The sequence below is a fragment of the Allosphingosinicella sp. genome (assembly GCF_036403745.1).
Lineage (GTDB): Bacteria > Pseudomonadota > Alphaproteobacteria > Sphingomonadales > Sphingomonadaceae > Allosphingosinicella.
In genome coordinates this window covers 98,835-122,270 of the sequence record NZ_DASWQI010000039.1, presented here as the reverse complement: position 1 = coordinate 122,270, position 23,436 = coordinate 98,835, and the positions used below count along the sequence as shown (strand labels likewise).

The window sequence follows — 23,436 nt, the reverse complement described above, 5'->3', positions numbered from 1 at the left end:
GTCATTTTGCGGGCATGGACATGCGCCGGCTCGGAGGCCGGGTCAAGCCCGCCGGGCTTAAGCCCTGTTTCCACAGGGCCTAATACATATGCTGGCCGCCATTGATGGAGAGCGTGGAGCCGGTAACGAACCCGGCCTCATCCGCAACCAGGAAAGCCACGCCACGGGCGATCTCATGGGCTTGTCCGAGGCGGCCTACAGGGATGCGGGCAACGATCTTTTCCAGCACATTCGCCGGTACCGCCGAAACCATATCGGTGTCGATGTAGCCCGGAGCGATGGCATTGACCGTGATGCCCTTGGCGGCCCCTTCCTGGGCCAGCGCTTTGGTGAAACCGTGGATGCCCGATTTGGCCGCCGCGTAATTGACCTGGCCATATTGGCCGGCCTGGCCGTTGATCGAACCGATGTTGACGATGCGGCCGTACTTGCGGGCATTCATCCCGTCCCACACCGACTTGGCCATGTTGAAGCAGCCGCCGAGATTTACGTGCAGGACCTCGTCCCACAGGTCCCGCGTCATCCGCTTCATCGTCGCGTCGCGGGTGATGCCGGCATTGTTGACGACGACGTCGATCTGCCCGAGTTCCTCCTCGATGCGGCGGCAGCCTTCGAGGCAGGCGTCGAAATCGGAGACGTCCCACTTGTACGCCTTGATGCCGGTGCGCTCGGTGAATTCGGACGCCTTCTGGTCGTTGCCGGCGTAATTCGCGGCGACGGTCATGCCCGCATCGCGCAGTGCGACGCTGATCGCCTCGCCGATGCCGCGGGTCCCGCCGGTGACGACTGCAACTCGTGCCATTGCCATCCTCTCCTGTTTCTTTTTGTGCCGCCGCGTTACGAGGTGGGCAGCCATCCTTCAAGTTCCCGGCCAACGATGCGGCGCAGCATATCGATCCCGTCCGCGCTGTCGTTGAGGCACGGGAGGTAGGCGAAGTGGGTGCCGCCGGCGGCGAGGAAACTCTCCTTGCCGCGGATCGCCAGCTCCTCCAGCGTCTCGAGGCAATCGGCGGAGAAGCCCGGAGCGATGAGGGCGACGCGGGTCACGCCCTCCCCGGGCAGCGCCTCCAAAGTCGTGTCGGTCGCGGGCGTGAGCCATTTCGCCCGGCCGAACCGGGACTGGAAGGTGATGCGCAGCGGCCGGCCCGTCGCCTCGGAGAGCAGCCGCGCCGTCTTCTGGCAGTGGCAATGATAGGGGTCCCCCAGTTCCAGCGTCCGCTCCGGCATGCCGTGGAAGCTGGCGAGGATCGCCTGCGGCGCGAAGTCGAGCGCCGCGAGGCCTTGCTCCAGATTCTGCGCCAGGGCGGCGATGTAGGCGGGATCGTTATGATAAGGCGGCAGCGTCCGCACCGCCGGCTGCCAGCGCAGGTGGCGCAAATGCCGGTATGCCTCGTCATTGGCCGTGGCCGTCGTCGCGGCGCAGTACTGCGGATAGAGCGGCGCGAGGAGGATGCGGTCGCAGCCCCGCGCCTTCAGTGCGTCGATCTTCTCGGAAATGGCCGGCTTGCCGTACCGCATCGCGTGATCGACGATCACCCCCTCGCCCCAGCTGCCGGCGAGCGCCTTCGCCTGCCGCGCCGTGATGGCGGCGAGCGGCGAGCCCTCGTCGGTCCACACCTGCTTGTACGCATGCGCCGATTTCTTGGGCCTGGTGGTGAGGATGATGCCGCGCAGGATCGGCTGCCAAACGAGCTGCGGGATCTCGACCACCCGCGGATCGGAGAGGAATTCCTTCAAGTAAAGCCGCACACTTCCCGGCTCGGGCGAATTGGGCGTGCCGAGGTTGACGAGCAGCACGCCGATCTTGGCGGAGCGGATCGGAGGGTGGTCGGCCGGGCGCTCCATCCAGGCTCAGGCGCCGTGATATTTCTGGCGGAGGGCCATCTTGTCGATCTTGCCGGTGCCTAGCTTGGGGAGCGGGGCGGGTTCGATCCAGATCTGGGCGGGCACCTTGAAGGGGGCGATCCGCTCGGCGAGGGCGGCTTTCAGATCGTCCGCGGTAAGGCCGTGGTCGTCCTCCGAATAGATGACCGCAGCGGGGACTTCGCCCAGGCGCTCGTCGGGGATGGCGAAGACCGAGGCTTCGGAGACGCGGCTGTCGGCGTAGAGCGCGGCCTCCACTTCCTGCGCGCTGATATTCTCGCCGCCGCGGATGATGATGTCCTTCTTGCGGTCGACGATGAACAGATAGGAATCCTCGTCGAGATAGCCGACGTCGCCGGTGCGCAGATAGAGGTCCGCGGTGAAGGCGGCGGCGGTGGCGGCGGGGTCGTTCCAATAGCCGCGCACGTTGGCGGCGCTGCGGATGGCGATTTCGCCGCGCTCGCCGGTGCCGAGGTGGCGGCCGCCTTCGCCGAGGATCGCGAGCTCTACGAAAGGGCGGTGCGGACGGCCGGTAGAGGCGGGCTTGTCGGCGTAATTCTGCCAGAAATTGCCGCAGCCCACCGCATTGGTCTCGGTGAGGCCGTAGCCGAGCGCGGGCTGGGCGCCGCGGAAGCTTTCCTGCAGGCGCTTGACGTGCGCGACCGGGCGCGCGGCGCCGCCGGCGGCGATGTCGGTCAGCGAGGAGAGGTCGTATTTGTCGCGGTCCGGGTGCTGCATCAGCTCGAGGCTCATCGTCGGCACGCCGACGAAATAGGTGACATGCTCGGCCTGGATGAGGCGCAGCGCCTCGCCCGGATCCCATTTCGCCATCAAGACCATGCCGCGGCCGATGACGAAGCTGTTCAGGAGCACCGGCACTTCGCCGGTGACGTGGAAGAGCGGCACGTTGACGAGCGTCTTGGGCGGATTGGTCGGCGGCCGGCCCTCGCTCTCCAATATGCCCAGCATGGTGAGGAGGCCGATGGCATAGGCATAGACGCCGGTGGTGACGGCCCGGTGGGTGGAGACGGCGCCCTTGGCGAGACCGGTCGAGCCCGAGGTGAAGAGGATGGTGGCGTCGTCCTCCGGCGTCACCTCCGGAAGGGTCGCATCCGCGCCGTCGCCGCGGGTGTAGAGCGGGGCCAGCGCCTCGGCGATCGGCTTCTCGATGGGGAGCGTGACCGCCGCCTCGCATCCCGCCGCTTCGAGCCGCGCGCCGCGCGGAGCGTCGCACAGGACGAGGACGGGCGCGGTGAGTTCGAGCGCATGGCGCATCTCGCCGGCCTGCCACCAGCCGTTGACGAGGGTGGCGATCGCGCCCGCCTTGACGATGGCGATGTAGGCGACGATCCAGGCGGGGCAGTTGCGCATGGCGATGGCGACGCGGTCGCCCTTCTTCACCCCGAAACCGCCGACGAGGGCGTGGGCGAGCTTCGTCCCCTCCTCGTTGAGCTGCGCGAAGGTCAGCCTTTCACCGTCGGCCACGATTCCTTCGGTGGCGCCGTTCAGCATGCAGAAGGTGTCGAAGAAGCTCGGGAGGGTCGGCGGGAAGTTGGCGACGATCGCGCGGCCCTTCGCGTCCTCGCCGATCTGCACCCGGCCGCCGGGGCCGATCACATGGGCCAGCACCGCATCGAACTTGCGGTCGAGCTCGCTCGGCATTCCTCACCCTTCCCGTTTGCTTTGCCCGTCCTTATGAGGGGCCGGAGCCAGCGGGGGAAGCCTTGATCCACATGTTACTGACACAGGTTGCAGCGGCCGGCGCGCACCATGCGATCCAGTTCGCCGACCTTGGCCTCAGCCCCATTGCGGTGAAGCTCGGGCCGCTGCCGATACGCTGGTATTCGCTGGCCTATCTCGCGGGCATCCTGCTCGGCTGGTGGTATCTCTTAAAGCTGCTCGACCGCCCCGGTGCGCCGATGGCGCGGCGGCATGCGGACGATCTCGTCTTCTACGCGACGCTGGGCATCATCCTCGGCGGCCGCCTCGGCTACGTGCTGTTCTACCGACCAGGTTTCTATCTCAGCCAGCCGCTGGAGATCGTGAAGATGTGGGACGGCGGCATGTCGTTTCACGGGGGCGTGATCGGCACCAGCCTCGGCATCCTCTATCTCGCGCGCAAGAACGGGCTCAACTGGCTGCGCATCCACGATTACGTCGCCTGCTGCGTGCCCTTCGGCCTGTTCTTCGGGCGGCTCGCGAATTTCGTGAACGGCGAATTGTGGGGCCGGGCGACCGACGTGCCTTGGGCGATGGTTTTCCCGGCCGATCCGCAGCAGCTCGCCCGCCATCCGAGCCAGCTTTACGAGGCGGTGCTCGAAGGCATCGTCCTGTTCTGTGTCCTCGCCTGGGCCTTCTGGAAGAGCGAGGCGCGATACCAGCCCGGCAAATTGGTCGGCATCTTCCTGCTCGGCTACGGCCTCAGCCGCTTCGCGGTCGAGTTCTTTCGCGAAGCCGACGAGCAGCTGATGCAGTTCGCGGCGGCGACCCACCTCCACATGGGCCAGTGGCTCTCGCTGCCGATGATCCTGGGCGGCGTCTACCTCATCGCCACCGCCAACGGGCGGCGCGTGCGGGTGGAGCCGGTGGCCGGCACCGAGAGCGTGGCCTAGTTTGTGAGGGAAATATGTCTCTCACGGAACGCCTCCGCCGGCTGATCGCGGCGTCCGGGCCGATCCCGGTCGGCGAGTATATGGCGCTCGCCAACGCCCATTATTACGCCACCCGCGACCCTCTCGGCGCGGGCGGCGATTTCACCACGGCGCCCGAGATCAGCCAGATGTTCGGCGAGCTGACCGGCCTCTGCCTCGCCGACGCCTGGGACCGGGCGGGCCGGCCGGAGGGAATCTCGTATGTCGAGCTCGGCCCCGGCCGGGGGACGCTCGCGGCGGATGCGCTGCGGGCGATGCGGGCGGCGGAGCTCTCGCCGCCGGTCGAGCTGGTCGAGACGAGCCCGACGCTGCGCGCGCAGCAGGCGGAGCGGCTGCCGGCTGTGCGGTGGCATGACGATGTCGCGACGCTGCCCGAGGCGGGGCCTTTGCTCGTCGTCGCCAACGAATTCTTCGACGCGCTGCCGGCGCGGCAGCTGGTGCGGGCGGGAGAGGGCTGGCACGAGCGGGTCGTGGACGTGGAGGGCGACCGCTTCGTGCCGGAGGCGGGGCGCCCGATGCCCGGCTCGGCCCTCCCGGCCCATGTGCGGGAGGCGCCGGAAGGGAGCATCCTCGAAGTCTCGCCTGCCGCCGCCGCCATCGTCCGGCAGCTCGCGCAGCGGCTCGTGCGCCAAGGCGGGGTGGCGCTGATCGTCGATTACGGCCATGCGCGCACGGCGGCGGGAGACACGCTGCAGGCGGTGCGGGGGCACCTTTACGCCGATCCGTGGATGGAGCCGGGGGAGAATGATTTGACGGTGCATGTCGATTTCGAAGCGCTCGGCGCCGCCGCGGAGGCGGAAGGGGTCCGGGTGCTGGGGCCGGTGACGCAGGGTGCGTGGCTGACGGCGCTCGGCATCGACGCACGCGCGGCGGCGCTTGCGGCGGCAGCCCCGGCGCGCGCGGAGGAGATCGAAGCGGCCCATGCCCGCCTGACGGCGCCGGAGCAGATGGGGACCTTGTTCAAGGTGATGGCGCTGGCGGCGCCGGCCTGGCCCGATCCGGCGGGGCTGGCATGATCTCCTATCGCGACGCCGCCATGGACGATGCCGACCTCCTCGCCGACATCAGCGGGCGCAGCTTCGCGCTGACCTTCGGGCACCTCTATCGGGAGGAGGATCTGCAGCCGTTCCTCGAGCGGCTCAACGCCGACGGCTGGCGCGGCGAGCTTTCCGACCCGCGCTACCAGGTGCGGCTCGCCTTCGAGGGCGAGACGGCGACGGGCTTCTGCAAGATCGGCCCCCTCACCCTGCCGGTGGAAACGCGGGCGCCGGCGATCGAGCTTCGGCAGCTCTATTTGCTGCCGGAGTGGCACGGGGTCGGCATCGCGCAGTCGCTGATGGACTGGGCCTTGGGTGAAGCGCGGCGGCGCGGTGCGGAGGAAGTCTATCTCTCGGTCTTCACCGAGAATTATCGGGCGCAGGCCTTCTACCGGCGCTACGGCTTCACGTTCGTCAAGCCTTACCATTTCATGGTCGGCGAGCAGGCCGACGAGGACGAGATCTGGAAGCTGACGCTATGACGGTCGAAGGGCTGCGTGCTCGGGCGTTGGAGGGCGTGGCGCACGGCTTCCTCGGCCGGCGCGGCGGTGTATCCAAAGGCGTGTGCGCGGGACTGAATGTCGGCCTCGGCTCGGACGACGACCGCGACGCGATCCACGAGAATCGGCGCCGCGCGGTCGAAGCGGTGGCGCCGGGCGCGCAGCTGGTGACGGTGCACCAGGTCCATTCCGGCGGGGCGCTGGCGGTGACGGCGCCCTTTGCCGACGGCGAGCGCCCGAAGCTGGACGCCATGGCGACGGACCGGCCTGGGCTCGTCCTCGGCATCCTCACCGCCGATTGCGCGCCGGTGCTGTTCGCGGATGGGGAGGCGGGCGTGATCGGCGCCGCTCACGCCGGCTGGAAGGGCGCGATCGGCGGCGTGGTCGAGGCGACGATCGTCGAGATGGAGCGGCTCGGCGCGGTGCGGGGGCGGATCGCCGCCGCCGTCGGCCCCTGCATCGCCCGCCGCTCCTACGAAGTGGACGAGGCCTTCCTGCGCCGCTTCGAGGCCGAGGATGCGGAGAATGAGCGCTTCTTCTCCGCCGGCGCCCGGCCGGACCGGCGGCTGTTCGACCTCGAAGGCTTCGTCGTCTCCCGCCTGGCCGCAGCGGGCCTGAGCCGCATTGAGGCGATGGGCGAGGACACCTATTCGCAGCCCGCCCGCTTCTTCAGCTACCGCCGCGCCACCCACCGGGGCGAGGCGGATTACGGGCGGCAGGTGTCGCTTATCGCGCTCTCCGCCGCTCGATGAACTCCTCGATGGCGGGGAGCAGGAAGCTCTGGGCGAGGATCGCCGCGAAGAAAGGAATTGCGACCGATACGCCCCAGAAGAGCGCTACCACCGGGAGATAGCCGTCGGGGCCGCCGGTCCACATCGGCAGGCCGACCCTTGCGCAGAGCAGGAGCAGGTCCGCGGCCCCAGGGCTGAGGAGCCCCAAGGGGAGCAGCAGGAACGTGAAAAGCGTCGGCACGCCCAATGCGCTGGCGACGAAGTCGGGCAGCCCGGCCCGGCGTCCCGGCCCGGTGAGGGTCGCGTAGGCGAGGACGAGCAGGAAGAAGAGCAAGGTCGAGACGAACGGCATCGGCTCGGCGGTGACGAGCCGGGTCGCGCCGCCGGCGGCGAACAGGCTCGCGAAAGTCGCGGCGAAGGTGATCACCCCCTCCCGCCCGTTCGTCATCTCCTCAAAGCTCGCCATGGCGCAGATCTAGCGCGACGAGCGGAAATCGGAAGGGGTGGATGATCCCCCTTCGCTTGCGCTAGAGGGCGCGCGGGCGACGGACCTCACCCCTCCGGGCCGCGCAAGCGGCCGGTGGGCCTCCCGGCTGCGGGGGCCCGGTCTCCACGCACATTGCACCGGCAAGGAGACACATCATGGCCGCAGACGAATCCGACCTCACCGGCGCCAACCCGCGCCGCCGCCCCAAGCAGCCCGTCCTGGAAGTCGGCGGACGCCGGCTGAAGCCCGCCACCCTGATGATGGGCCACGGCTTCGATCCGGCGCTTTCGGAAGGCTCGCTCAAACCCCCGATCTTCCTCACCTCGACCTTCGTGTTCGAGAATGCCGCCGCCGGTAAGCGGCACTTCGAGGGCGTCACCGGCAAGCGTCCCGGCGGGGCCGAGGGGCTCGTCTATTCGCGCTTCAACGGGCCGAACCAGGAAATATTGGAGGACCGGCTCGGCCTCTGGGAGGATGCCGAGGACGCGCTGACCTTCTCGTCGGGCATGTCGGCCATCGCAACGTTGCTGATGACCTTCGTCCAGCCGGGGGACGTCATCGTCCATTCGGGGCCGCTCTACGCCGCGACCGAGACGCTGATCGCGCGCATCCTCGGCAAGTTCGGCGTGTCCTGGCTCGACTTCCCGGCGGGCGCGGAGCGGAGCGAGATCGAGGCGGTACTCGAGCAGGCCAAGGCCAAGGGCCGCGTGCCGCTCATCTACCTCGAAAGCCCGGCCAACCCGACCAATGCCCTGGTCGACGTCGAGGCCGTCGCGGCGGCGCGCGACGCTTTGTTCGGCGAGGAAGAGCGGCCGCCGATTGCGATCGACAACACCTTCCTCGGCCCGCTCTGGGCCAAGCCGCTCGACCACGGCGCCGACCTCTCCATCTACTCGCTCACCAAATATGCCGGCGGCCATTCGGACTTGGTCGCGGGCGGCGTCGTCGGCGCGAAGGCGCTGATCAACCCGATCCGGATGATGCGCAACACGATCGGGACGATTACCGATCCGAACACGGCGTGGATGCTGCTGCGCTCGCTCGAGACGCTGGAGCTCCGCATGGAGAAGGCCGGCCGAAATGCCGAGAAGGTCTGCGAGTTCCTTCGCCAGCATCCCAAGGTCGAGAGCGTCGGCTATCTCGGCTTCCTGAAGGAAGGGCGCCAGGCCGACATCTACCGCCGCCACTGCACCGGCGCGGGCTCGACCTTCTCGCTGTATCTGAAGGGCGGCGAGGCGGAGGCGTTCGCCTTCCTCGACAGTCTCAAGATCGCGCATCTGGCGGTAAGCCTCGGCGGCACCGAGACGCTGGCGAGCGCCCCCGCGGCGATGACCCACCTCTCCGTCCCCGACGCGCGCAAGCAGGCGCTTGGGATCACGGATAACCTGGTGCGCATCTCGATCGGCGTCGAGGATGCCGACGATTTGATCGCCGACTTCGACCAGGCGCTGGCGGCGGTGGCCTAGTCCTCCCTGCCGGCGAAGCCGGTGGGGAGGGGGACCATGCAAAGCATGGTGGAGGGGCCTGCTCGGACTCCGTAAGGCCCCTCCACCGCACTTCGTGCGGTCCCCCTCCCCATCGCTGCGCGACGGGGAGGACGAGTTTTTCAGTCCCGGTCCGGAGCGCCGAGGGGGAAATAGTGGCGGTAGGGGCGGCCGCCGTCCACGGCGCGGGCGACCGACGGGCGGGCCAGCAGGCGCGAGCGGTAGGCGCGCAGCGTCGGGAAGCGGGCGTCGTCGATCTGGTGGACCCAATCGGCGTAGAAGAGCGACGGGGCGGCGGCGCAGTCGGCGAGGGTGAAGCTATCGCCCGCGGCCCAAGTGCGGCCGGCGAGATGGTCTTCTAGCCAGGCATAGGCGGTTTCCAGCCCAGGCATCGCGATGGCCATCGCTTCTTCGCGGGTGCCGCCGCCGCGCAGCACCGTCCCCACGGCCTGCTGGGTGGGCGTCATCACATAATTGTCGAAGACGCGATCGAGGAAACGGACCTCCAGCGCCGCCTCCGGATCGGCGGGCACAAGCGAAACCGGGCCCGGATGCTTCAGCCCCAGATGCTCGATGATGATGCTCGTCTCGGCGACGGTCTGGCCGTCGTCGACAAGAGTCGGGAATTTGCCGAACGGCCACAAAGCGCGATGCTCCTCGGCGAGGCCGGGCTCCTCGCCGATCACCTTGTAGGTGAACGGCAGGTCGTTCTCCCAAAGCGCGATCAGCACCTTCTGGCAGTAAGAGGAGAAGGGGTGCGCGTAGAGAGTGAGCGCCACATGCGCCTCCTGCCGTTGATGTCGGCGGAAGGGCTGGCATGGGGAGGGACGAAACGCCAGCCCCGGAAGGGCTATTCGGCGGCGATCTCGACGAACTGCTCCCGGCGACCGCTGTGGCCCTGCTCGTCGGCGAACCAGGCGGCGGTGGCTTCGAGCCCCTGCTGGAGCGGGACCTTGGGCTCCCACCCGCCGAGCCGTTCCCCGGCGCGGGAGATGTCCGGGCGGCGGCGGCGGGGGTCGTCGACCGGGAGCGGGCGGTGGACGATTCGGGAGCGCGAGCCGGTGAGGCGCAGCACGCGCTCGACGAGGTCCGAGACGGTGAGCTCGACCGGGTTGCCGAGGTTGACGGGGCCGTCCTTCACGTCGCTCGCCATCAGCCGGACCAGGCCCTCGACGAGATCGGAGACGTAGCAGAAGCTGCGGGTCTGGCTGCCGTCGCCGTAGACTGTGACGTCGTCGCCGGCGAGCGCCTGGCAGATGACGTTCGACACGACGCGGCCGTCGTCCGGGCGCATGCGCGGGCCGTAGGTGTTGAAGATGCGGGCGACGCGGACGTCCGCGCGGCCGGCGCGCTGATAGTCGAAGGTCAGCGTCTCGGCGGCGCGCTTGCCCTCGTCGTAGCAGGCGCGCGGACCGGTGCAGCTGACCCAGCCGCGATAGGCCTCGCGCTGCGGGTGCTGCTCCGGATCGCCATAAACCTCGCTGGTTGAACTCAGGAGGAAGCGGGCGCGCTTCTCCTCGGCGAGGCGGAGGAGATTGCGGGTGCCGACGACGTTGGTCAGCATCGTATGCTCCGGATCCGCCTGGTAGTGCGGCGGCGAGGCGGCACAGGCGAAGTTGAAGATGCGGGTGAAGTGGGCACGGGCGATCTCGCCCGGCAGCGCGTCGACGATATCGCCTTCGACGAAATCGAAGCGGCTGTCGCGCTCGAGGTGGCGCAGGTTCTGCGGCCGGCCGGTCAAATAGGAATCGAGGCAGACGACCCGAGCGCCCTCCCCCAGCAGCACGTCGATGATGTGCGATCCGATGAACCCCGCGCCGCCCGCGACCAGCACCAACTCGTTACGGTTCCTCACAGGCGATACCTCCATTGCGTGTCATGGTCGTTCGTCACAGCGCCGCCACCGCGAGCGGCTCGGCCCGCGCTTCGATGGCTTCGGCAAAATGGGCTTCGAGCTCGGCGGCGCGGTCCGCGGCGCGGTGCCCGTGCATCACGCGGGCGCGGGCGCGGCGGCCCATGTCGGCGGCCTCCGCGTCGGAAGACAGGAGCGCGACGACCTCGTCGGTGGTGCGCGCGAGGACGATCTCCTCGCTCGGCGTAAACAGGCTGTCGAGGCCTTCCCAGATGTCCGACACCACCGGCACGGCGCAGGCGGCGGCCTCGAACAAGCGCACCGAGGGGGACCAGCCGGCGGCGATCATGTCGGCGCGGGTGACGTTCAGCGTGTAGCGCGAGGCGGCGTAGAAAGCGGGGTGCTCGGCCGGCGGCAAATGGTCGATTCGCTCGACGTTCGCGGGCCAGTCGATGTCCGCGGGATATTGCGGGCCGGCGACGACGAAGCGGCGCTCCGGCATGCGCCGGGCCGGTTCGATGAGCAGGCGCTCCAGCGTCGGCTGGCGGTCGGGGCTGTAGGTGCCAAGATAGGAGAGGTCCCATCGCTTCGGCAATTCGAGCGGCGGGTAGGCGTCGGGGTCGACCGAGCAATAGAGGGCGCGGGCGGCGGGGGCGCCGTACTCGCGCTCGATGCGGCGCAGCGTCGGGCCGCCGGTGAAGGAGAGGTAGACGTCGTAGCCGGGGGTCACTTCCGGCGAGAGATATTCGAAATCGCCCCGCTCCAGCTTGGCGAGGGTGACTGGCGTGTCGATGTCGTAGAAAGCGGTGGCGCCGCGGGCATGCGCCTGGACGAAGCGGGCGACCTCCACGCCTTCGGGCACGTAGGAGCCGACCATCACCGCGTCGGCGTTGGCTATCTCCTGGCGCCAGCGGGCGAGGCCGGCGAGGTCCGCATAATATTCGAGGCGGCAATAATCGGGATCGGTGACGTCGCGATTGTCCCGGTACCAGGGGACGTCCCGCTCGAGGAACAGGATGTCGTGCCCCCGCGCGGCGAAGGCTTTGAGGAGGGCGCGGAAGGTGGTGGCGTGGCCGTTGCCCCAGCTGGACGAGAGGGAAAGGCCGAGGACGACGAGCTTCATGCGGCGCTCCGCGCCAGCTCAGGGCCCACGGCTTCCGTTCGCACAACGGCGGCGCGAAACAGCGCGTCCACCTGCTCGCCGCGGTGGGCGTAGGTGTGCTCGGCCAGCACCCGGCGCAGCGCGGCCTGGCCGATGGCGCGGGCGCGCTCGGGCGTGAGCGCGGCGACGTGGTCGGCAACGTCCTGGCCGTCGCGGGCGACCAGCACTTCCGCGTCGGGGGTAAGGAATTGCTCGATCCCCTCCCAGGCGTCGGTGATCAGGCAGGCGGCGGCGCCGGCGGCCTCGAATACGCGGGTGGCGGGGGAAAAGCCGATATTCGCCATCGAGTCGCGGGCGACGTTAAGCACCGCCAGCGGCGTGCAATTAAAGGCGTTGTGCTGGTGGGTGTAGACGTGGCCGAGGTGGCGGACGTTGCCGGGCATCGCCTTCGACTCCCAACCGTTGCCGCCGATCAGGAAGCTGCGCTCGGGGAGGGCGGCGGCCGCTCGTAGGAAGAATTCCTCGACCCGCGCCTCGCGGTCCGGAAGACGGTTGCCGAGGAAGGCGAGGTCGGCGGCGAAGGCGGGATCCGGCCCCACCGGATGGTGCGTCGTCGGATCGAGTGCATTGTAGACGGGGACGCAGCGGCGGGCGCCGAAGCCTTCATAGGCGTCGATGACCGGCGGGCCGCCGCCATAGGTCAGCACCATGTCGAGGCTGGGGAGCGCGCGGCGGACGGGATGGCTGTCGTCGGCGCGCATTTCGTCCAGGGTGGCGGCGGCATCGACGTCCCAGAAGATCTTGAGCGCGTCTTCGCGGCTGTGCTCGATGATCCCTTGGAGCAGCTCGGCGTCGAACACGCCGACGCCGCTCGCCTTGACGACGATGTCGGCGTAGCCGGCTTCCTCCAGCACGCCGCGGAGCGCTTCCGGGGTGGCGTCGTAGACGATCGAGCGCGCCCAGTCCGGCGCCTCCATGTCCCTGTGCTGCTGCCGGTCGAAGGCGTCGGGCTCATAGAAACTGATGGCGTACCCGCGCCCGGCGAGGTCGCGCAGCAGGCCGCGATAATAGGTCGCGGCGCCGTTCCAATAGGAGGAGAGCAGGCTGGAGCCGTAGAAAGCGATCTTCATGCGTATCTCCTCCCCTCCCCTTCAGGGGAGGGGATCGAGGCGTGAGGGCTGTCGATGAGCTCCAGGCGGCGAGTCGCTACAGGCCCCACCCCAACCCCTCCCCTGAAGGGGAGAGGCTTCAAGGTGGCGACGATCCCCAGCAGCTCATCGGCCCGATGGGCGCAGGTGTGGCGGGCGCGGATGGTTTCAAGGCCGTGGTCGATCAGGGACTGGCGGAGGGACGGGTCGCCGGCGACATCCCGCAGGGCCTTCGTCATCGCCGCCTCGTCCTCGCCGATGAGGTAGTCGGTGCCGGGGCGGAAGAGGTGCTCGGCATCGTCCCACGGGGCGCAGAGTAGCGGGATGCCGCAGGCGAGCGCCTCGAACACCCGGATGGTCGGGATGCCCGGGAGGAGCTTCGTGTAGTAGCGCCGCGGCACGTGGATGGTGGCGAGGTGGCGAGCGAAGATGCGCGGCGCCTCCGCATTGGCGAGCCAGCCATGGTAATGGCCGCCGTAGCGGCGCACCGTCGCCTTGGCCGTCTCGTGGTAGCGCACGCCGTAGACGTCGAGGCCGAGGCCGGCGGCGCGGGCGGGGAGGAAGAGGTATTCCTTCAGCTCCTTGGTCCGCTCGCCCTCGCCCCAATTGCCGATCCAGACGAGCCCCTTGCGCTCGCCCTCCTCCACCGGCGGGTGGAAGTGGCGGATGTCGGCGGCCTCGTGCCAGGTGAAGACGCGGTCGCCCCAGCCCCAGCCGCGATACACTTCGGACAGCGCCTCGCCGAACGCGAGCACGCCGTCATAGGCGGAGAGGTCGTAGGCGCGCATCGATTTGGGATCGCTGACGGCGCGGTGGTGGGTGTCGTGGAAGACCAAGGTGAAGGGGACGCCCCGGGAACGGAGCCGGCCGAGCTTCGCCACCAGATCATGCTCGTTCCATTCGTGGACGATGACGAGATCGGCGCCCTCGACCAATTCTTCCAGATCCGCCTTCGGGCCGAAGCGGGTGGAGCTCAGCTCCGGATAGGCCTCGCGCCACGGCTCCAGCCCCTCCTCGCTATGGTCTTTGAGGAGGTTTTCCAGGCTCCACGCACCCTCCGGCTCATAAGCCTGGACTTTGTGCCCCTTCGCCTGGAGCTCGCGCAGGACGCCGCGCAGGAAGTGGGCGTTGCCGTGGTTCCAGCAGCTTTGGAGGGAATGGGTGAAATAGACGATGTTCACGCCGCGGCCCTCGCGGCGAGGACGGGGCGGCGGACGGCGGGGAGGAGGCCGCGGTAGAGCGTCGCCATTTGCGCGGCCATCACGTCGGGGGTGAAGCGGGCGGCGCGCTCGGCCGTGGCGTGGCCCTGCACCGAGCGCTCGAAATCGTCCCCAACCAGGTCGGAGATGGCGCGGACGAAGCCCTGCTCGTCGCGGGGCGGCACGAACGTCGCCACCCCCTCCCACAGCTCCCGAAAGGTCGGGATGTCGGAGAGGATGAGCGGGCAGCCGGCGGCGGCGGCTTCGAGCACAGAGAGGCCGAACGGCTCGTAGAGCGCGGCCGAGACGAAGACCGGGCGGGCGGAAAGCCAGCGGGCGATCTCCTCCTCGCCGAGATTGCCAAGGCAGTGGAGATTATCGAACATCACCTCGGCGCCATTGGGGCCCTTCAAGGGGCCGGCGGCGCGCACCGGCACGCCGACCGACGCCGCAGCGGCGTCAACGGTGGCGAGGTTCTTGCCCTCGTCCCACAGGCGCCCCGCGGTAAAGACGAAATCGTGGAGGGCGCCGTGGCGCACCACCAGCGGCGTCCGGCCGTTGTGGACGGTGCGCGGGGCCGCATCGAGCGCGTAGGTGCGCTGCACCGCCTCGCCGAACGCGGTGGTGGGGGTGACGATTGCGGCGGCGGCGTGGAGGCCGGCGCGGACCATATCGGTCCGCCACACGAAGTCGTGGGGCAGCGGGCTGGCGTGGACCGCCGCCCACCAGGTGGCCACGCAGCTGTGGTGGACGACGACAACGGGCGCCGGGAAGTCCGCCTCGGCGGCGAGGGCGGCGCTGTTGAGCTGGACGATGTCCACCTCAGCATCCTTTGCCAGCGCGGCGATGCCCCGGGCGGCGTCGCGGAGCGCGGCGCCGTCCTCCGCCAGCCAGTCCAAGGCGAGGCCGGTGTCGATCAGCTTCAGGCCCGGAATGACGCCCGCGGCGGCGCGCTGCTCCTCGGACGGCGATGGACCCATCACGGCGACCACCGTGGCGATGCCGAGCCGGGAGAGCCCGCGGGCGAGATCGAGGCTGTACTGCCAGACGCCGCCCACGGCGTCGGCCGTGACGAGAATGCGCTTAGGCATGCGCCACCTCCCCGCTGTCGACGGCGGGGACCTGGACCGTCTCACGCGGGAGGCGTCTCGATTCGCGCAGCCATTCGGCAAGGAGGGCGACGCCCTCCTTCCACGGCACCGCCGGAGAGAGGCCGAGGGCATGCCGAATCGCATTGGTGTCGGCGACGAAGTAACGCTGATCGCCGGCGCGCCAGTCGGAATAATGGACGTCCAGTTCGCGGCCGAGCAGGGCCGAGATGTGGGCGAGGAGCTCGCGCAGGCTCACCGCATTTGCGGGGCCGCCGCCGAGGTTGAAGGCGCGGCCCTTCACCCGGTCGATCCGCTCCCAGGCCTTGAGATAGGCTTCGACGGCGTTCGAGACGTCGAGGATGTCGCGGACCTGGCAGCCGTCGCCGTAGAGGGTGATCGGCTTGCCCTCGAGCGCGCGGATCAGGAAGTGGGCGACCCAGCCCTGGTCCTCGGTGCCCATCTGCCTGAGGCCGTAGATGCAGCTCATCCGCAGGACGGCGGTGCGCATGCCGAAGCTGCGGGCATAATCGAGGACGTACTGGTCGGCGGCGCCCTTCGAGCAGCCATAGGGCGTATGGAAATCGAGCGGACGGGTTTCGGCGATGCCGGCGCGGGCGACGGCGGGGTCCTGCGCGCAGTAGCGCTCGCCTTCGAGGCGAAAGTCGATGTCGCCCAGATCGCCATAGACCTTGTTGGTCGAGGCGAAGATCACGGGGGTGCCGTCACCCTTGAGCCTGATCGCATCCAGCAGGTTCAACGTGCCGCGGATGTTGATCTCGAAATCCTCGCGCGGATCGACCATCGACGTGGTGACGGCGACCTGGGCGGCCATGTGGAACACGGCCTGCGCCTCGCGGGCGGCGCGGGCGAGCGAATCCTCGTCGCGGACGTCGGCGACGATCGCCTGGACCTGCTCGCCGTGGCGCTCCTTCAGCCAGGCGAGGTTTTTCTCGACGCCGGGGCGGGAAAGGGCATCGTAGACCAGCACCTCGTGGCCCCGCTCGGCGAGCGCATTGGCGATGTTGCACCCGATGAAACCGGCACCGCCGGTGACGAGGACGGGGCGGGAGTCGCTGAGATCGTCGCGACTCATGCCACCAGCCCCCGCGCTTCGAGTTCGGCGCGGGCCTCGTCGACCCGGTCGTCGGCGGTCTGGACGGCGACCCATTCGGCCAGTTCGGCGAGGCCTTCCTGGAAATCCTTCTCGGCGCGGAAGCCGAGGGTTTCGGCCGCCTTGCTCCCGTCGCAGAAGCAATGGCGGATGTCGCCGATGCGCGACTTGCCGACGATCTGCGGCGCGATGTCGTTCTTGCCCATGGCGCGGGCGAGTTCCTGCGCGACTTCGGTAACCGAGCGGTCGTGGCCGGAGCCGATGTTGAACACCTCGCCCTTCGCCTGCGGCAGCTCGAGCGCGTCGGCGAAGGCGCGGGCGACGTCGCCGACATAGACGAAGTCGCGGCGCTGCTCGCCATCCTCGAAGATCATCGGCTGCTGGCCGTTCAAGAGCCGCGAGGCGAAGATGGCGAGAACCCCGGTATAGGGGTTGGAGAGCGCCTGGCCGGGCCCGTAGACGTTGAAGAGGCGCAGGCAGACGCCCTCCATTCCATAGGCTTCGGACATGATGAAGGTGGTGCGCTCCTGGACATATTTGCCGAGCGCGTAGATCGAGGCGAGGTCGGGGCGCTTCCATTCGGGAGTCGCCACGGGAACCAGCGGCCGCCCGCACGCATCGACCGGGTCCCAGTTCTGTCCCTCACCGGTGCGGGACTCGCGCTTCGCCTCCTGGACGGGATTGCCGTCGGCATCCTTGTAGAGGCCTTCGCCATAAATGCTCATCGAGCTGGCGGTGACGACGCGGCGGACGGGATCGTCGATCAGTTTCTCGAACAGGACGGCGGTGCCGACGTCGTTGACCGAAGTGTAGCGCTCGACCGCGTACATGGACTGGCCGACGCCGACTTCGGCGGCGAGGTGGATGACGCTGTCGACGCCCTTCAGCGCCTTCATCACCGCATCGCCGTTGCGGACGTCTGCGCGGATCAGCTCGGCTTCCGCCGCGAGGTCGTCGGGGCGCTCCTTGTCCCCATGGACCTGCTCGATCATCGAATCGAGGATGCGGACCTGATGGCCGCGTCCGAGCAGCTCCCGCGTCACAGCGCGCCCGATGAAGCCGGCGCCGCCGGTGATGAGAACCTTTTCGCTCAATTCCCGTCCCTTTTTTATTCTAGATCAATGATCCAAGTTAGGAAGATTTGTCCAGCCTTTTGAACGGCTTGGGTTAGCTTCTTCTTCTTCCCACCTAACCCCACATCCGGCCGATTTGTTCCGAGAGTGAAAAGAGCGAGGAGTGAAGCGGGGGCGCTGCCGAGGGGAGCTAACCTCGATCAATTTACCCGCCGCGGGCTCGGCCCGGAGCAAGGAACCGACCCTTGCGCCAGCGGTTCACCGCGCGCCCCAATCGTTCCAGAACGGTATCGATCCTCCAGTGACAGCCACCCTCCTCCTCATCCGGCACGCGGCGCATGTTGAGCTCGGCCGCACCCTGAGCGGGCGGCGCCGCGACGTGGCGCTGAGCGGCGAGGGGCTGGAGCAGGCCGAGATCGTCGCCGACCTCCTAGCGGTGGAGCCCCTGACGGCGGTCTATTCGTCGCCGCGCGAGCGGGCCTATTACACCGCCCGCTCGATCGCCGAGGCGCACGAACTGGAGGTCGGCATCGTCGATGACCTCGACGAGATCGATTTCGGCGACTGGACCGGCGTCGCCTTCAACGACCTCGAGGGCGACCCGGCCTGGAACGACTGGAACGAGTCGCGCGAGACGGCGCGGCCGCCCGGCGGGGAGAGCATGGCCGAGGCGGTCAAGCGCACCGCCGCCGCGCTCCTCGCAATCGCCGCCGAGCATAAAGGCGAGGCGGTGGCCGTCATCACCCACGGCGACATCATCCGCGGCGCGGTTGCCCATTATCTCGGCCTGCCGCTCGGCAACATGCTCCGCTTCGACATCGACCCCGCGTCCGTCACGCGCCTCGCGCTCGGCAGCTGGGGCGCGCGCATCATGACCCTGAACGAGAGGCTCTATCAATGAATCTTGCCGCACGAAGCATCCATTCCGACCAAGAGCCGCTGCGGGCGAGGATCGAAGCGCTGGGGCCGTGGTTCCACAATATCGACCTGGGCGGAGTATGGACGGCGCCGGACCATTTCCTCGGCGACTATCCCAACATGAAGTTCCGCCGCTTCGAGACGCACCTTCCGGCCAATCTCACGGGCAAGAGCGTCCTCGATATCGGCTGCAACGCCGGCTTCTACTCGATGGAGATGAAGCGGAGGGGGGCCGAGCGGGTCGTCGGCATCGACAGCGACGACCATTATCTCGCCCAGGCCCGCTTCGCCGCCGAGACGCTGGGCTATGCCAATATCGAGTTCAGGAACCTCTCCGTCTACGACGTGGCGGCGCTCGGCGAAAAGTTCGACCTCGTGATCTTCATGGGCGTCCTCTACCATTTGCGACACCCCCTCCTCGCCCTCGACCTCATCCACGAACATGTCGCCGGCGACATGCTGCTCTTCCAGTCGATGCAGCGCGGTTCCAACCAGGTGATGGAGATCGCCGAGGATTATCCGTTCGAGGAGACGGAGATGTTCCGCGAGAGCGCCTGGCCGAAAATGTATTTCATCGAGCGCGAATATGCCCACGACTGGACCAATTGGTGGGTGCCGAACCGCGCCTGCGCCGAGGCGATGCTGCGCGCGTCGGGCTTCACGATCGAGACCAGGGCTGAGGACGAGGTCTACATTTGCCGCCGCGCCGAAATGCCCTATGGGCAATGGGGCGCGGGCGCGGCCTATCCGGCGAAGGGGTGAGATTTGTCCATCGAAGCGGCGATGATCTGGAACGAACCCAATAACAAATCGCATTGGGACCCGGAGATCGACCCCGAGTGGACGATTTTCGGCGACACCGTCACCCAGGCCGCCAAGGCGATCCGCAGCGTCAACCCGGACGTCCGGCGCGTGCTCGGCGGCATCTCGCCCATCGACCCGCATTTCATTCGCCGGCTCGATGGCCAGGGCGTCCTCGACCATGTCGACGTGCTCGCCGTCCACGGCTTTCCTCTCGACTGGAATCTGTGGCCGATCGACGCCTGGCCGGACAAGATCGCCGAGATCGAAGCGGTAGCGCCCGATCATGACATATGGGTGACGGAAGTGGGCGTCGGCAGCTTCGGTGCCGAGGAAGTCCAGGTGTTCGGAGTCGACCGCACCGCCGAGCTGCTGGTCGGCCGGGTGCCGCGCATCTTCTGGTACTCTTTGTTCGACCTTCCCCACAGCTGGGGCGCCACCACCCGCCACCGGGAAGCCGAGGGCTCAAGCTATTACCGCCATTTTTACATGGGCTTGATCCGCGAGGACGGCACGCCCAAGCTTGCGCTCGACCATTTTCAGAGGCACACGCCCGCGATGGGCATCATGCAGTGGTTCCATTTCGAGGATCCGCGCCTCGACGACGCTGTCCAGTGGCTGCGCCGCCTCGGCGTAACCCACTTGCGCACCGGCCTTTCCTGGGCCGACAGCTACCGTCCGGGGTGGGAATCCTGGTTCGACCGGCAAATGGAAAAGCTGGAAGAATTTGAAACTACCGTCACTTTCTGCTTCACGCCTGAATCAGAGGGCGTTGCGCCCCACCACACCAGCCCCCCGAAGGATCCCATGTACTTCGCCGACTTCTGCGCCCGCATGATCGAGCGCTACGCCCCCCAACAGGCCCTTGGCCAGCAGCAGAAGGCCGTCGCCTGATGAGCCTCCATGATCCGAAGGGCATCAACGTTGCCATCGTCGGCGTGGGCAACTGCGCCAGCTCGCTCGTCCAGGGCCTCGCTTATTACCAGAACGGGGGTGCGAACGAACAGATCGGCCTCATGCACTGGGACCTCGGCGGCTACCGGCCGATCGACATCAAGGTCGTCGCGGCCTGGGACGTCGATCGCCGCAAGGTCGGCAAGGATGTCGGCGCGGCGATCTTCGAGAAGCCCAATTGCACCGCCATCTTCTGCGACCACGTGCCCGAAAGCGGCGCGACCGTGGAGATGGGCAAGATCCTCGACGGCTATTCCGACCACATGGCGGAATTCCCGGACGACCGCACCTTCCTCCTCTCCGACGCCGCCGAGCCGACCAAGGACGACGTGGTGCGGCGGCTTAGGGAGACGGAGACCGACGTTCTCCTGAACTACCTTCCGGTGGGCAGCCAGCAGGCGACCGAATTCTACGCCGAATGCGCGCTCGAAGCGGGCGTGGCGTTCGTCAACAACATCCCGGTGTTCATCGCCTCGAACGAAGCCTGGGCGGAGCGTTTCCGCAAGGCCGGCGTGCCGATCATCGGCGACGACATCAAGGCGCAATTGGGCGCGACGATCGTCCACCGCGTGCTGACCGACCTGTTCCACAAACGCGGCGTCAAGCTCGCCCGGACCTATCAGCTCAACACCGGCGGCAACACCGACTTCCTCAACATGTCGAACAAGAGCCGGCTCGCGTCCAAGAAGGTCTCCAAGACCGAGGCGGTGCAGTCGGTCGCCGAGCATCGGCTCGACGACGAGAACATCCATGTCGGGCCGAGCGACTATGTCGCGTGGCAGAACGACAACAAGGTCTGCTTCTTGAGGATGGAGGGCGAGATGTTCGGCGGCGTGCCGATGAACATCGAGCTTCGCCTCTCGGTCGAGGACAGCCCCAACTCGGCCGGCGTCGCCATCGACATGATCCGCTGCGCCAAGGTCGCCAAGGAGCGCGGCATGTCCGGGCCGATCTATCCGGCCGCCGCCTATTTCTGCAAGCATCCGCCCAGGCAGATCACCGACGACGAAGCCTACGAGCAGCTCGAGGCCTTCATCCGCGGATAAGACGCATCGGCTCGAAATGGTACTTCGAGCCGGGGGCTGAATGAATGTGAAAGCCCCTCCTCCCGGTCTGGGTGGAGGGGCTTTTTTTTCTTATGCCTCCCTGCGGAGCGGCAGCTCCGTGGGGAGGGGGACCACACCAAGTGTGGTGGAGGGGTGACAAGGCGCGGACTCAGAGTGTCCAGCGCGCGATCCTCTGCGTCAGGCGTCGGTCACCCCTCCACCAGCTTTGCCGACGGCTGCTGCGCAGCCGGTTCCGGCTCTCGGCAGTCCCCCGGACTGCCGACCCGCCTACACCCCCCTCCCCATCCTGCGGATGGGGAGGCAAGATTCAGCAGCTGCGGCCGATTTCACGGCCGAGCAAAGCGCCCGCGGCGCCGCCGACGATGGCGCCGGTTGTGCCGCCGTGGCGACGGTAGCCGTAATGGCCGCCGCGGGAGATTTCCCGGCCGAGCAAGGCGCCGGCGACTCCGCCGACGATCGCGCCCGTCGTGCCGCTGTGGCAGCGCGAGCGGTAGCCGTAGCGCGGCGCGTAATAGGAGCGGCCGTAATAGGTGGGGCCGTAATAAGCGGGGCCGTAATAAGCGGGGGCGTAATAGCGCGGCGCGTAATAACCGCGGTTGTAATAGCCGCCGCCATAGCCCGCCCCATAGCCGTAGCCGCCGTAATAAGGCCGGTAATGGTGGTGGCGGGCCTCGGCCGCCGTCGGCACCGTGGCGACAGCCGCGACGGCGGTGAGGCCAAGGACGATTGCCTTCAACATACGCTTACTCCTTCCATTGCCGCCGGCATCATGCGCGACGCAGCTGAGCGGAAAATGAACGGGCTCAGCGGATCCAGCCGCGGTGGGCGGCCATGCCAGAGAACCAGACGAGGAAGACGCCGATCGCCACGATGATTGCTGGCATGATCGGCGGCCCGAGCTTGCTCGAATCGGCCATGAGAAAGGCCCAGCCGAACTGGACGATCACCGCGATCAGCGAGACGACGAAGGCGGCGCGGGCGAGCCGCATCCGCGCCAGCATCAGCAAGGCGCCGCAGAGCCCAACCCAGACGGCAATCGCGAAGGCGCACCACGCCCAGACCGGCATCGTCCGCCAGACGGCGTCCTGCGCCGGGGGATGTTTGGCCATCGCCGCGCCGGCCATGCCGACCTCGCCGAGGTAGGAGAAGCAGCCCATCGCCTCCCACAAGAGGGCGAGCACCGCCACCGCCCAGAACCAGACCGGCACCGCCGGCTTCGCTGCGTCTTCCATGATCCCCCTCCCATGTCGTTGCGCGGGTGGAATGTACGCCTTTGCGAGGCCCCGCTCAATCGCGTTGCGGTCGGCCTCCTAGCGCCGCACCGGCCGGGCGCGCCAAGTCGGGATCCAGTCGATCGAGCCGCGGCATTCGTCCATCTGCGCCTGGGCGATGAGGCGGAAGCGGGTGCCGTCCCAGGCGAAGCTCTGGCGGGTGCCGCAATCCCCGATGCCGCGGCCCTTCATGAACATGTCCAGCGTGCCGCCCTTCGGGTCCCACTCGGCATTGAAGACCAGAGGGGGATCATCGCCATGTGCGTCCTTCTTGCCCGGAAGGTCGTCCGGCGCCGGCTGCCACGGCCCCGTCTCGCCGGCAACGTAGAGGAGGCTCGCGGCATTGTAGGCGCCGCTGTCGCAATGGTCGGGGATGAGGGCGAGCGTATGCGTCGCGTCGAGCCGGTAGACCTCCGCCGGCTGACGATCGCCGGGCTCGCCGCCATCGCAGGCCTTCTTTCGCAGCGCGTCCGCCACGGCGAGCGGTATCCGGCGCGGCGGCTTCGAGCTCGGCGCCGGGACGACGATCTCCGGCGCCGGCGGGGCCGGCGGTACGGCGCTCGCCGCCTTCGGCCCGGGGCGGCCCAGAGCGGTAACGGTGCCGACCCGCTGCTGCCGGTCGTCCATGTAGAGCAAGGCGGCGCTCGCCCCGGCGAGCGAGATGGTGCCGAGGCTCTTGCCGTCGGCGCCGAGCGCCTCGAGCCTGGTGCCGGTGCGCAGCGCGGCCAGGAGCGCTGCCGTGCCGGCCGCGTCCACCATTGTGCCCGCCTCCCCTTCCGTGAGCCGCCCCGGGAGGCGCTTGCCGTCCACCGCCAGCGCGGCGACCCCGGTCTTCCCGTCCGACCCGCCGAGTGGCGGCCCGAGGACGATGCGCACGGCCGCGCCCGGCGCCGCGCCGCGCGCGAGGCTCATCGTCAGCCCGTCGTCGGCCGCCTGGTCGTGGAGCAGCGCGACCGCCTCGCAGGCGCGGACATTGTCGCAGCCGACGGCCCAATCCTTGAACAGCTTGAGCTCGGAAGGGTGCGGGGCGGTCCCGGCGGCCGCGGCGGCGAGGAGGAGCGGCAGGATCATACCGCGAGCGTAATCGCCTCCGCAC

Annotated in this window: 24 protein-coding genes; 9 read left to right on the top strand and 15 right to left on the bottom strand. The window is 68.4% G+C overall.

All coding sequences use genetic code 11. The annotated features are described in order from the left end of the window. Nucleotides 1–79 precede the first annotated feature (79 nt). Genes phbB through VGC56_RS05965 form a run of 3 tightly spaced genes read right to left on the bottom strand, consistent with a single transcriptional unit; the run spans nucleotide 80 to nucleotide 3,525 of the window. On the bottom strand, nucleotides 80–802 hold the full coding sequence (gene phbB / locus VGC56_RS05975; RefSeq protein ID WP_464123924.1) for an acetoacetyl-CoA reductase: 723 nt from the start codon (nucleotides 800–802) through the stop codon (nucleotides 80–82). A 35-nt stretch (nucleotides 803–837) separates the two neighbouring features. Beyond that, on the bottom strand, nucleotides 838–1,845 hold the full coding sequence (gene hemH, locus VGC56_RS05970; protein ID WP_464123922.1) for a ferrochelatase: 1,008 nt from the start codon (nucleotides 1,843–1,845) through the stop codon (nucleotides 838–840). A 6-nt stretch (nucleotides 1,846–1,851) separates the two neighbouring features. After that, nucleotides 1,852–3,525, bottom strand: coding sequence for a class I adenylate-forming enzyme family protein (locus tag VGC56_RS05965; protein ID WP_464123921.1), 1,674 nt, complete (start codon nucleotides 3,523–3,525; stop codon nucleotides 1,852–1,854). 71 nt (nucleotides 3,526–3,596) lie between these two features. Here VGC56_RS05965 and lgt point away from each other — a divergent pair, with 71 nt between their 5' ends. Genes lgt through pgeF form a run of 4 tightly spaced genes read left to right on the top strand, consistent with a single transcriptional unit; the run spans nucleotide 3,597 to nucleotide 6,803 of the window. Continuing rightward, nucleotides 3,597–4,475: a prolipoprotein diacylglyceryl transferase gene (lgt, locus tag VGC56_RS05960; protein ID WP_464123919.1), complete on the top strand. Its 879-nt coding sequence runs from the start codon at nucleotides 3,597–3,599 to the stop codon at nucleotides 4,473–4,475. 14 nt (nucleotides 4,476–4,489) lie between these two features. After that, nucleotides 4,490–5,530 (top strand): class I SAM-dependent methyltransferase, encoded by a 1,041-nt coding sequence (locus tag VGC56_RS05955; RefSeq protein ID WP_464123917.1) that lies wholly within the window; start codon nucleotides 4,490–4,492, stop codon nucleotides 5,528–5,530. Beyond that, nucleotides 5,527–6,033 carry a GNAT family N-acetyltransferase gene (locus tag VGC56_RS05950; protein WP_464123915.1) on the top strand — a complete coding sequence of 169 codons (507 nt, stop codon included), beginning with the start codon at nucleotides 5,527–5,529 and terminating at the stop codon, nucleotides 6,031–6,033. The genes VGC56_RS05955 and VGC56_RS05950 overlap by 4 nt, the downstream gene beginning before the upstream one ends. Then, nucleotides 6,030–6,803, top strand: a complete 774-nt coding sequence (pgeF, locus tag VGC56_RS05945) for a peptidoglycan editing factor PgeF (protein WP_464123912.1) — start codon at nucleotides 6,030–6,032, stop codon at nucleotides 6,801–6,803. The genes VGC56_RS05950 and pgeF overlap by 4 nt, the downstream gene beginning before the upstream one ends. On the opposite strand, the gene VGC56_RS05940 is transcribed toward pgeF, so the two are convergent. Then, nucleotides 6,778–7,248, bottom strand: coding sequence for a hypothetical protein (locus tag VGC56_RS05940; protein ID WP_464123911.1), 471 nt, complete (start codon nucleotides 7,246–7,248; stop codon nucleotides 6,778–6,780). The two genes, pgeF and VGC56_RS05940, sit on opposite strands and share 26 nt — an antisense overlap. A gap of 176 nt (nucleotides 7,249–7,424) precedes the next feature. Here VGC56_RS05940 and VGC56_RS05935 point away from each other — a divergent pair, with 176 nt between their 5' ends. Then, nucleotides 7,425–8,735, top strand: a complete 1,311-nt coding sequence (locus VGC56_RS05935) for a cystathionine gamma-synthase family protein (RefSeq protein WP_464123908.1) — start codon at nucleotides 7,425–7,427, stop codon at nucleotides 8,733–8,735. Between the two features lie 140 nt (nucleotides 8,736–8,875). On the opposite strand, the gene VGC56_RS05930 is transcribed toward VGC56_RS05935, so the two are convergent. The 8 genes from VGC56_RS05930 to VGC56_RS05895 form a co-directional block, all read right to left on the bottom strand. Then, entirely contained in the window at nucleotides 8,876–9,532 is a 657-nt protein-coding gene (locus tag VGC56_RS05930; protein ID WP_464123907.1) for a glutathione S-transferase family protein, read from the bottom strand. A gap of 71 nt (nucleotides 9,533–9,603) precedes the next feature. Further along, nucleotides 9,604–10,623 (bottom strand): UDP-glucuronic acid decarboxylase family protein, encoded by a 1,020-nt coding sequence (locus tag VGC56_RS05925; RefSeq protein WP_464123906.1) that lies wholly within the window; start codon nucleotides 10,621–10,623, stop codon nucleotides 9,604–9,606. A 19-nt stretch (nucleotides 10,624–10,642) separates the two neighbouring features. Then, nucleotides 10,643–11,728: a CgeB family protein gene (locus tag VGC56_RS05920; protein ID WP_464123904.1), complete on the bottom strand. Its 1,086-nt coding sequence runs from the start codon at nucleotides 11,726–11,728 to the stop codon at nucleotides 10,643–10,645. Continuing rightward, nucleotides 11,725–12,837, bottom strand: a complete 1,113-nt coding sequence (locus VGC56_RS05915; RefSeq protein ID WP_464123901.1) for a CgeB family protein — start codon at nucleotides 12,835–12,837, stop codon at nucleotides 11,725–11,727. Before VGC56_RS05915 ends, VGC56_RS05920 begins: the two co-directional genes overlap by 4 nt. After that, complete coding sequence (locus VGC56_RS05910; protein WP_464123899.1) at nucleotides 12,834–14,036, bottom strand: CgeB family protein; 1,203 nt, start codon at nucleotides 14,034–14,036, stop codon at nucleotides 12,834–12,836. Before VGC56_RS05910 ends, VGC56_RS05915 begins: the two co-directional genes overlap by 4 nt. After that, nucleotides 14,033–15,145, bottom strand: a complete 1,113-nt coding sequence (locus VGC56_RS05905; protein WP_464123897.1) for a glycosyltransferase family 4 protein — start codon at nucleotides 15,143–15,145, stop codon at nucleotides 14,033–14,035. Before VGC56_RS05905 ends, VGC56_RS05910 begins: the two co-directional genes overlap by 4 nt. Beyond that, a complete protein-coding gene (locus VGC56_RS05900; protein WP_464123895.1) occupies nucleotides 15,138–16,238 on the bottom strand; it encodes an SDR family NAD(P)-dependent oxidoreductase in 1,101 nt (366 codons plus the stop codon). Before VGC56_RS05900 ends, VGC56_RS05905 begins: the two co-directional genes overlap by 8 nt. Beyond that, complete coding sequence (locus VGC56_RS05895) at nucleotides 16,235–17,350, bottom strand: SDR family NAD(P)-dependent oxidoreductase (protein WP_464123893.1); 1,116 nt, start codon at nucleotides 17,348–17,350, stop codon at nucleotides 16,235–16,237. Before VGC56_RS05895 ends, VGC56_RS05900 begins: the two co-directional genes overlap by 4 nt. Nucleotides 17,351–17,630: 280 nt before the next feature. Between VGC56_RS05895 and VGC56_RS05890 the strand changes: the two genes are divergently transcribed. Genes VGC56_RS05890 through VGC56_RS05875 form a run of 4 tightly spaced genes read left to right on the top strand, consistent with a single transcriptional unit; the run spans nucleotide 17,631 to nucleotide 21,048 of the window. Continuing rightward, a complete protein-coding gene (locus VGC56_RS05890; RefSeq protein WP_464123890.1) occupies nucleotides 17,631–18,230 on the top strand; it encodes a histidine phosphatase family protein in 600 nt (199 codons plus the stop codon). After that, nucleotides 18,227–19,009, top strand: a complete 783-nt coding sequence (locus tag VGC56_RS05885; protein ID WP_464123888.1) for a TIGR04290 family methyltransferase — start codon at nucleotides 18,227–18,229, stop codon at nucleotides 19,007–19,009. The genes VGC56_RS05890 and VGC56_RS05885 overlap by 4 nt, the downstream gene beginning before the upstream one ends. Before the next feature lie 21 nt (nucleotides 19,010–19,030). Continuing rightward, nucleotides 19,031–19,942, top strand: coding sequence for a beta-xylosidase (locus VGC56_RS05880; protein ID WP_464123885.1), 912 nt, complete (start codon nucleotides 19,031–19,033; stop codon nucleotides 19,940–19,942). Further along, on the top strand, nucleotides 19,942–21,048 hold the full coding sequence (locus VGC56_RS05875; RefSeq protein ID WP_464123883.1) for an inositol-3-phosphate synthase: 1,107 nt from the start codon (nucleotides 19,942–19,944) through the stop codon (nucleotides 21,046–21,048). The genes VGC56_RS05880 and VGC56_RS05875 overlap by 1 nt, the downstream gene beginning before the upstream one ends. Before the next feature lie 328 nt (nucleotides 21,049–21,376). Here the strand turns inward: VGC56_RS05875 and VGC56_RS05870 are convergent, their stop codons facing one another. From VGC56_RS05870 to VGC56_RS05860, 3 genes are all read right to left on the bottom strand, one after another. After that, the gene (locus VGC56_RS05870; protein WP_464123881.1) at nucleotides 21,377–21,808 is read right to left on the bottom strand and encodes a hypothetical protein; all 432 of its coding nucleotides are present in this window, start codon (nucleotides 21,806–21,808) and stop codon (nucleotides 21,377–21,379) included. A gap of 64 nt (nucleotides 21,809–21,872) precedes the next feature. Continuing rightward, complete coding sequence (locus VGC56_RS05865; RefSeq protein ID WP_464123879.1) at nucleotides 21,873–22,301, bottom strand: hypothetical protein; 429 nt, start codon at nucleotides 22,299–22,301, stop codon at nucleotides 21,873–21,875. 78 nt (nucleotides 22,302–22,379) lie between these two features. Further along, the gene (locus VGC56_RS05860; RefSeq protein WP_464123877.1) at nucleotides 22,380–23,411 is read right to left on the bottom strand and encodes a DUF1176 domain-containing protein; all 1,032 of its coding nucleotides are present in this window, start codon (nucleotides 23,409–23,411) and stop codon (nucleotides 22,380–22,382) included. Nucleotides 23,412–23,436 lie beyond the last annotated feature (25 nt).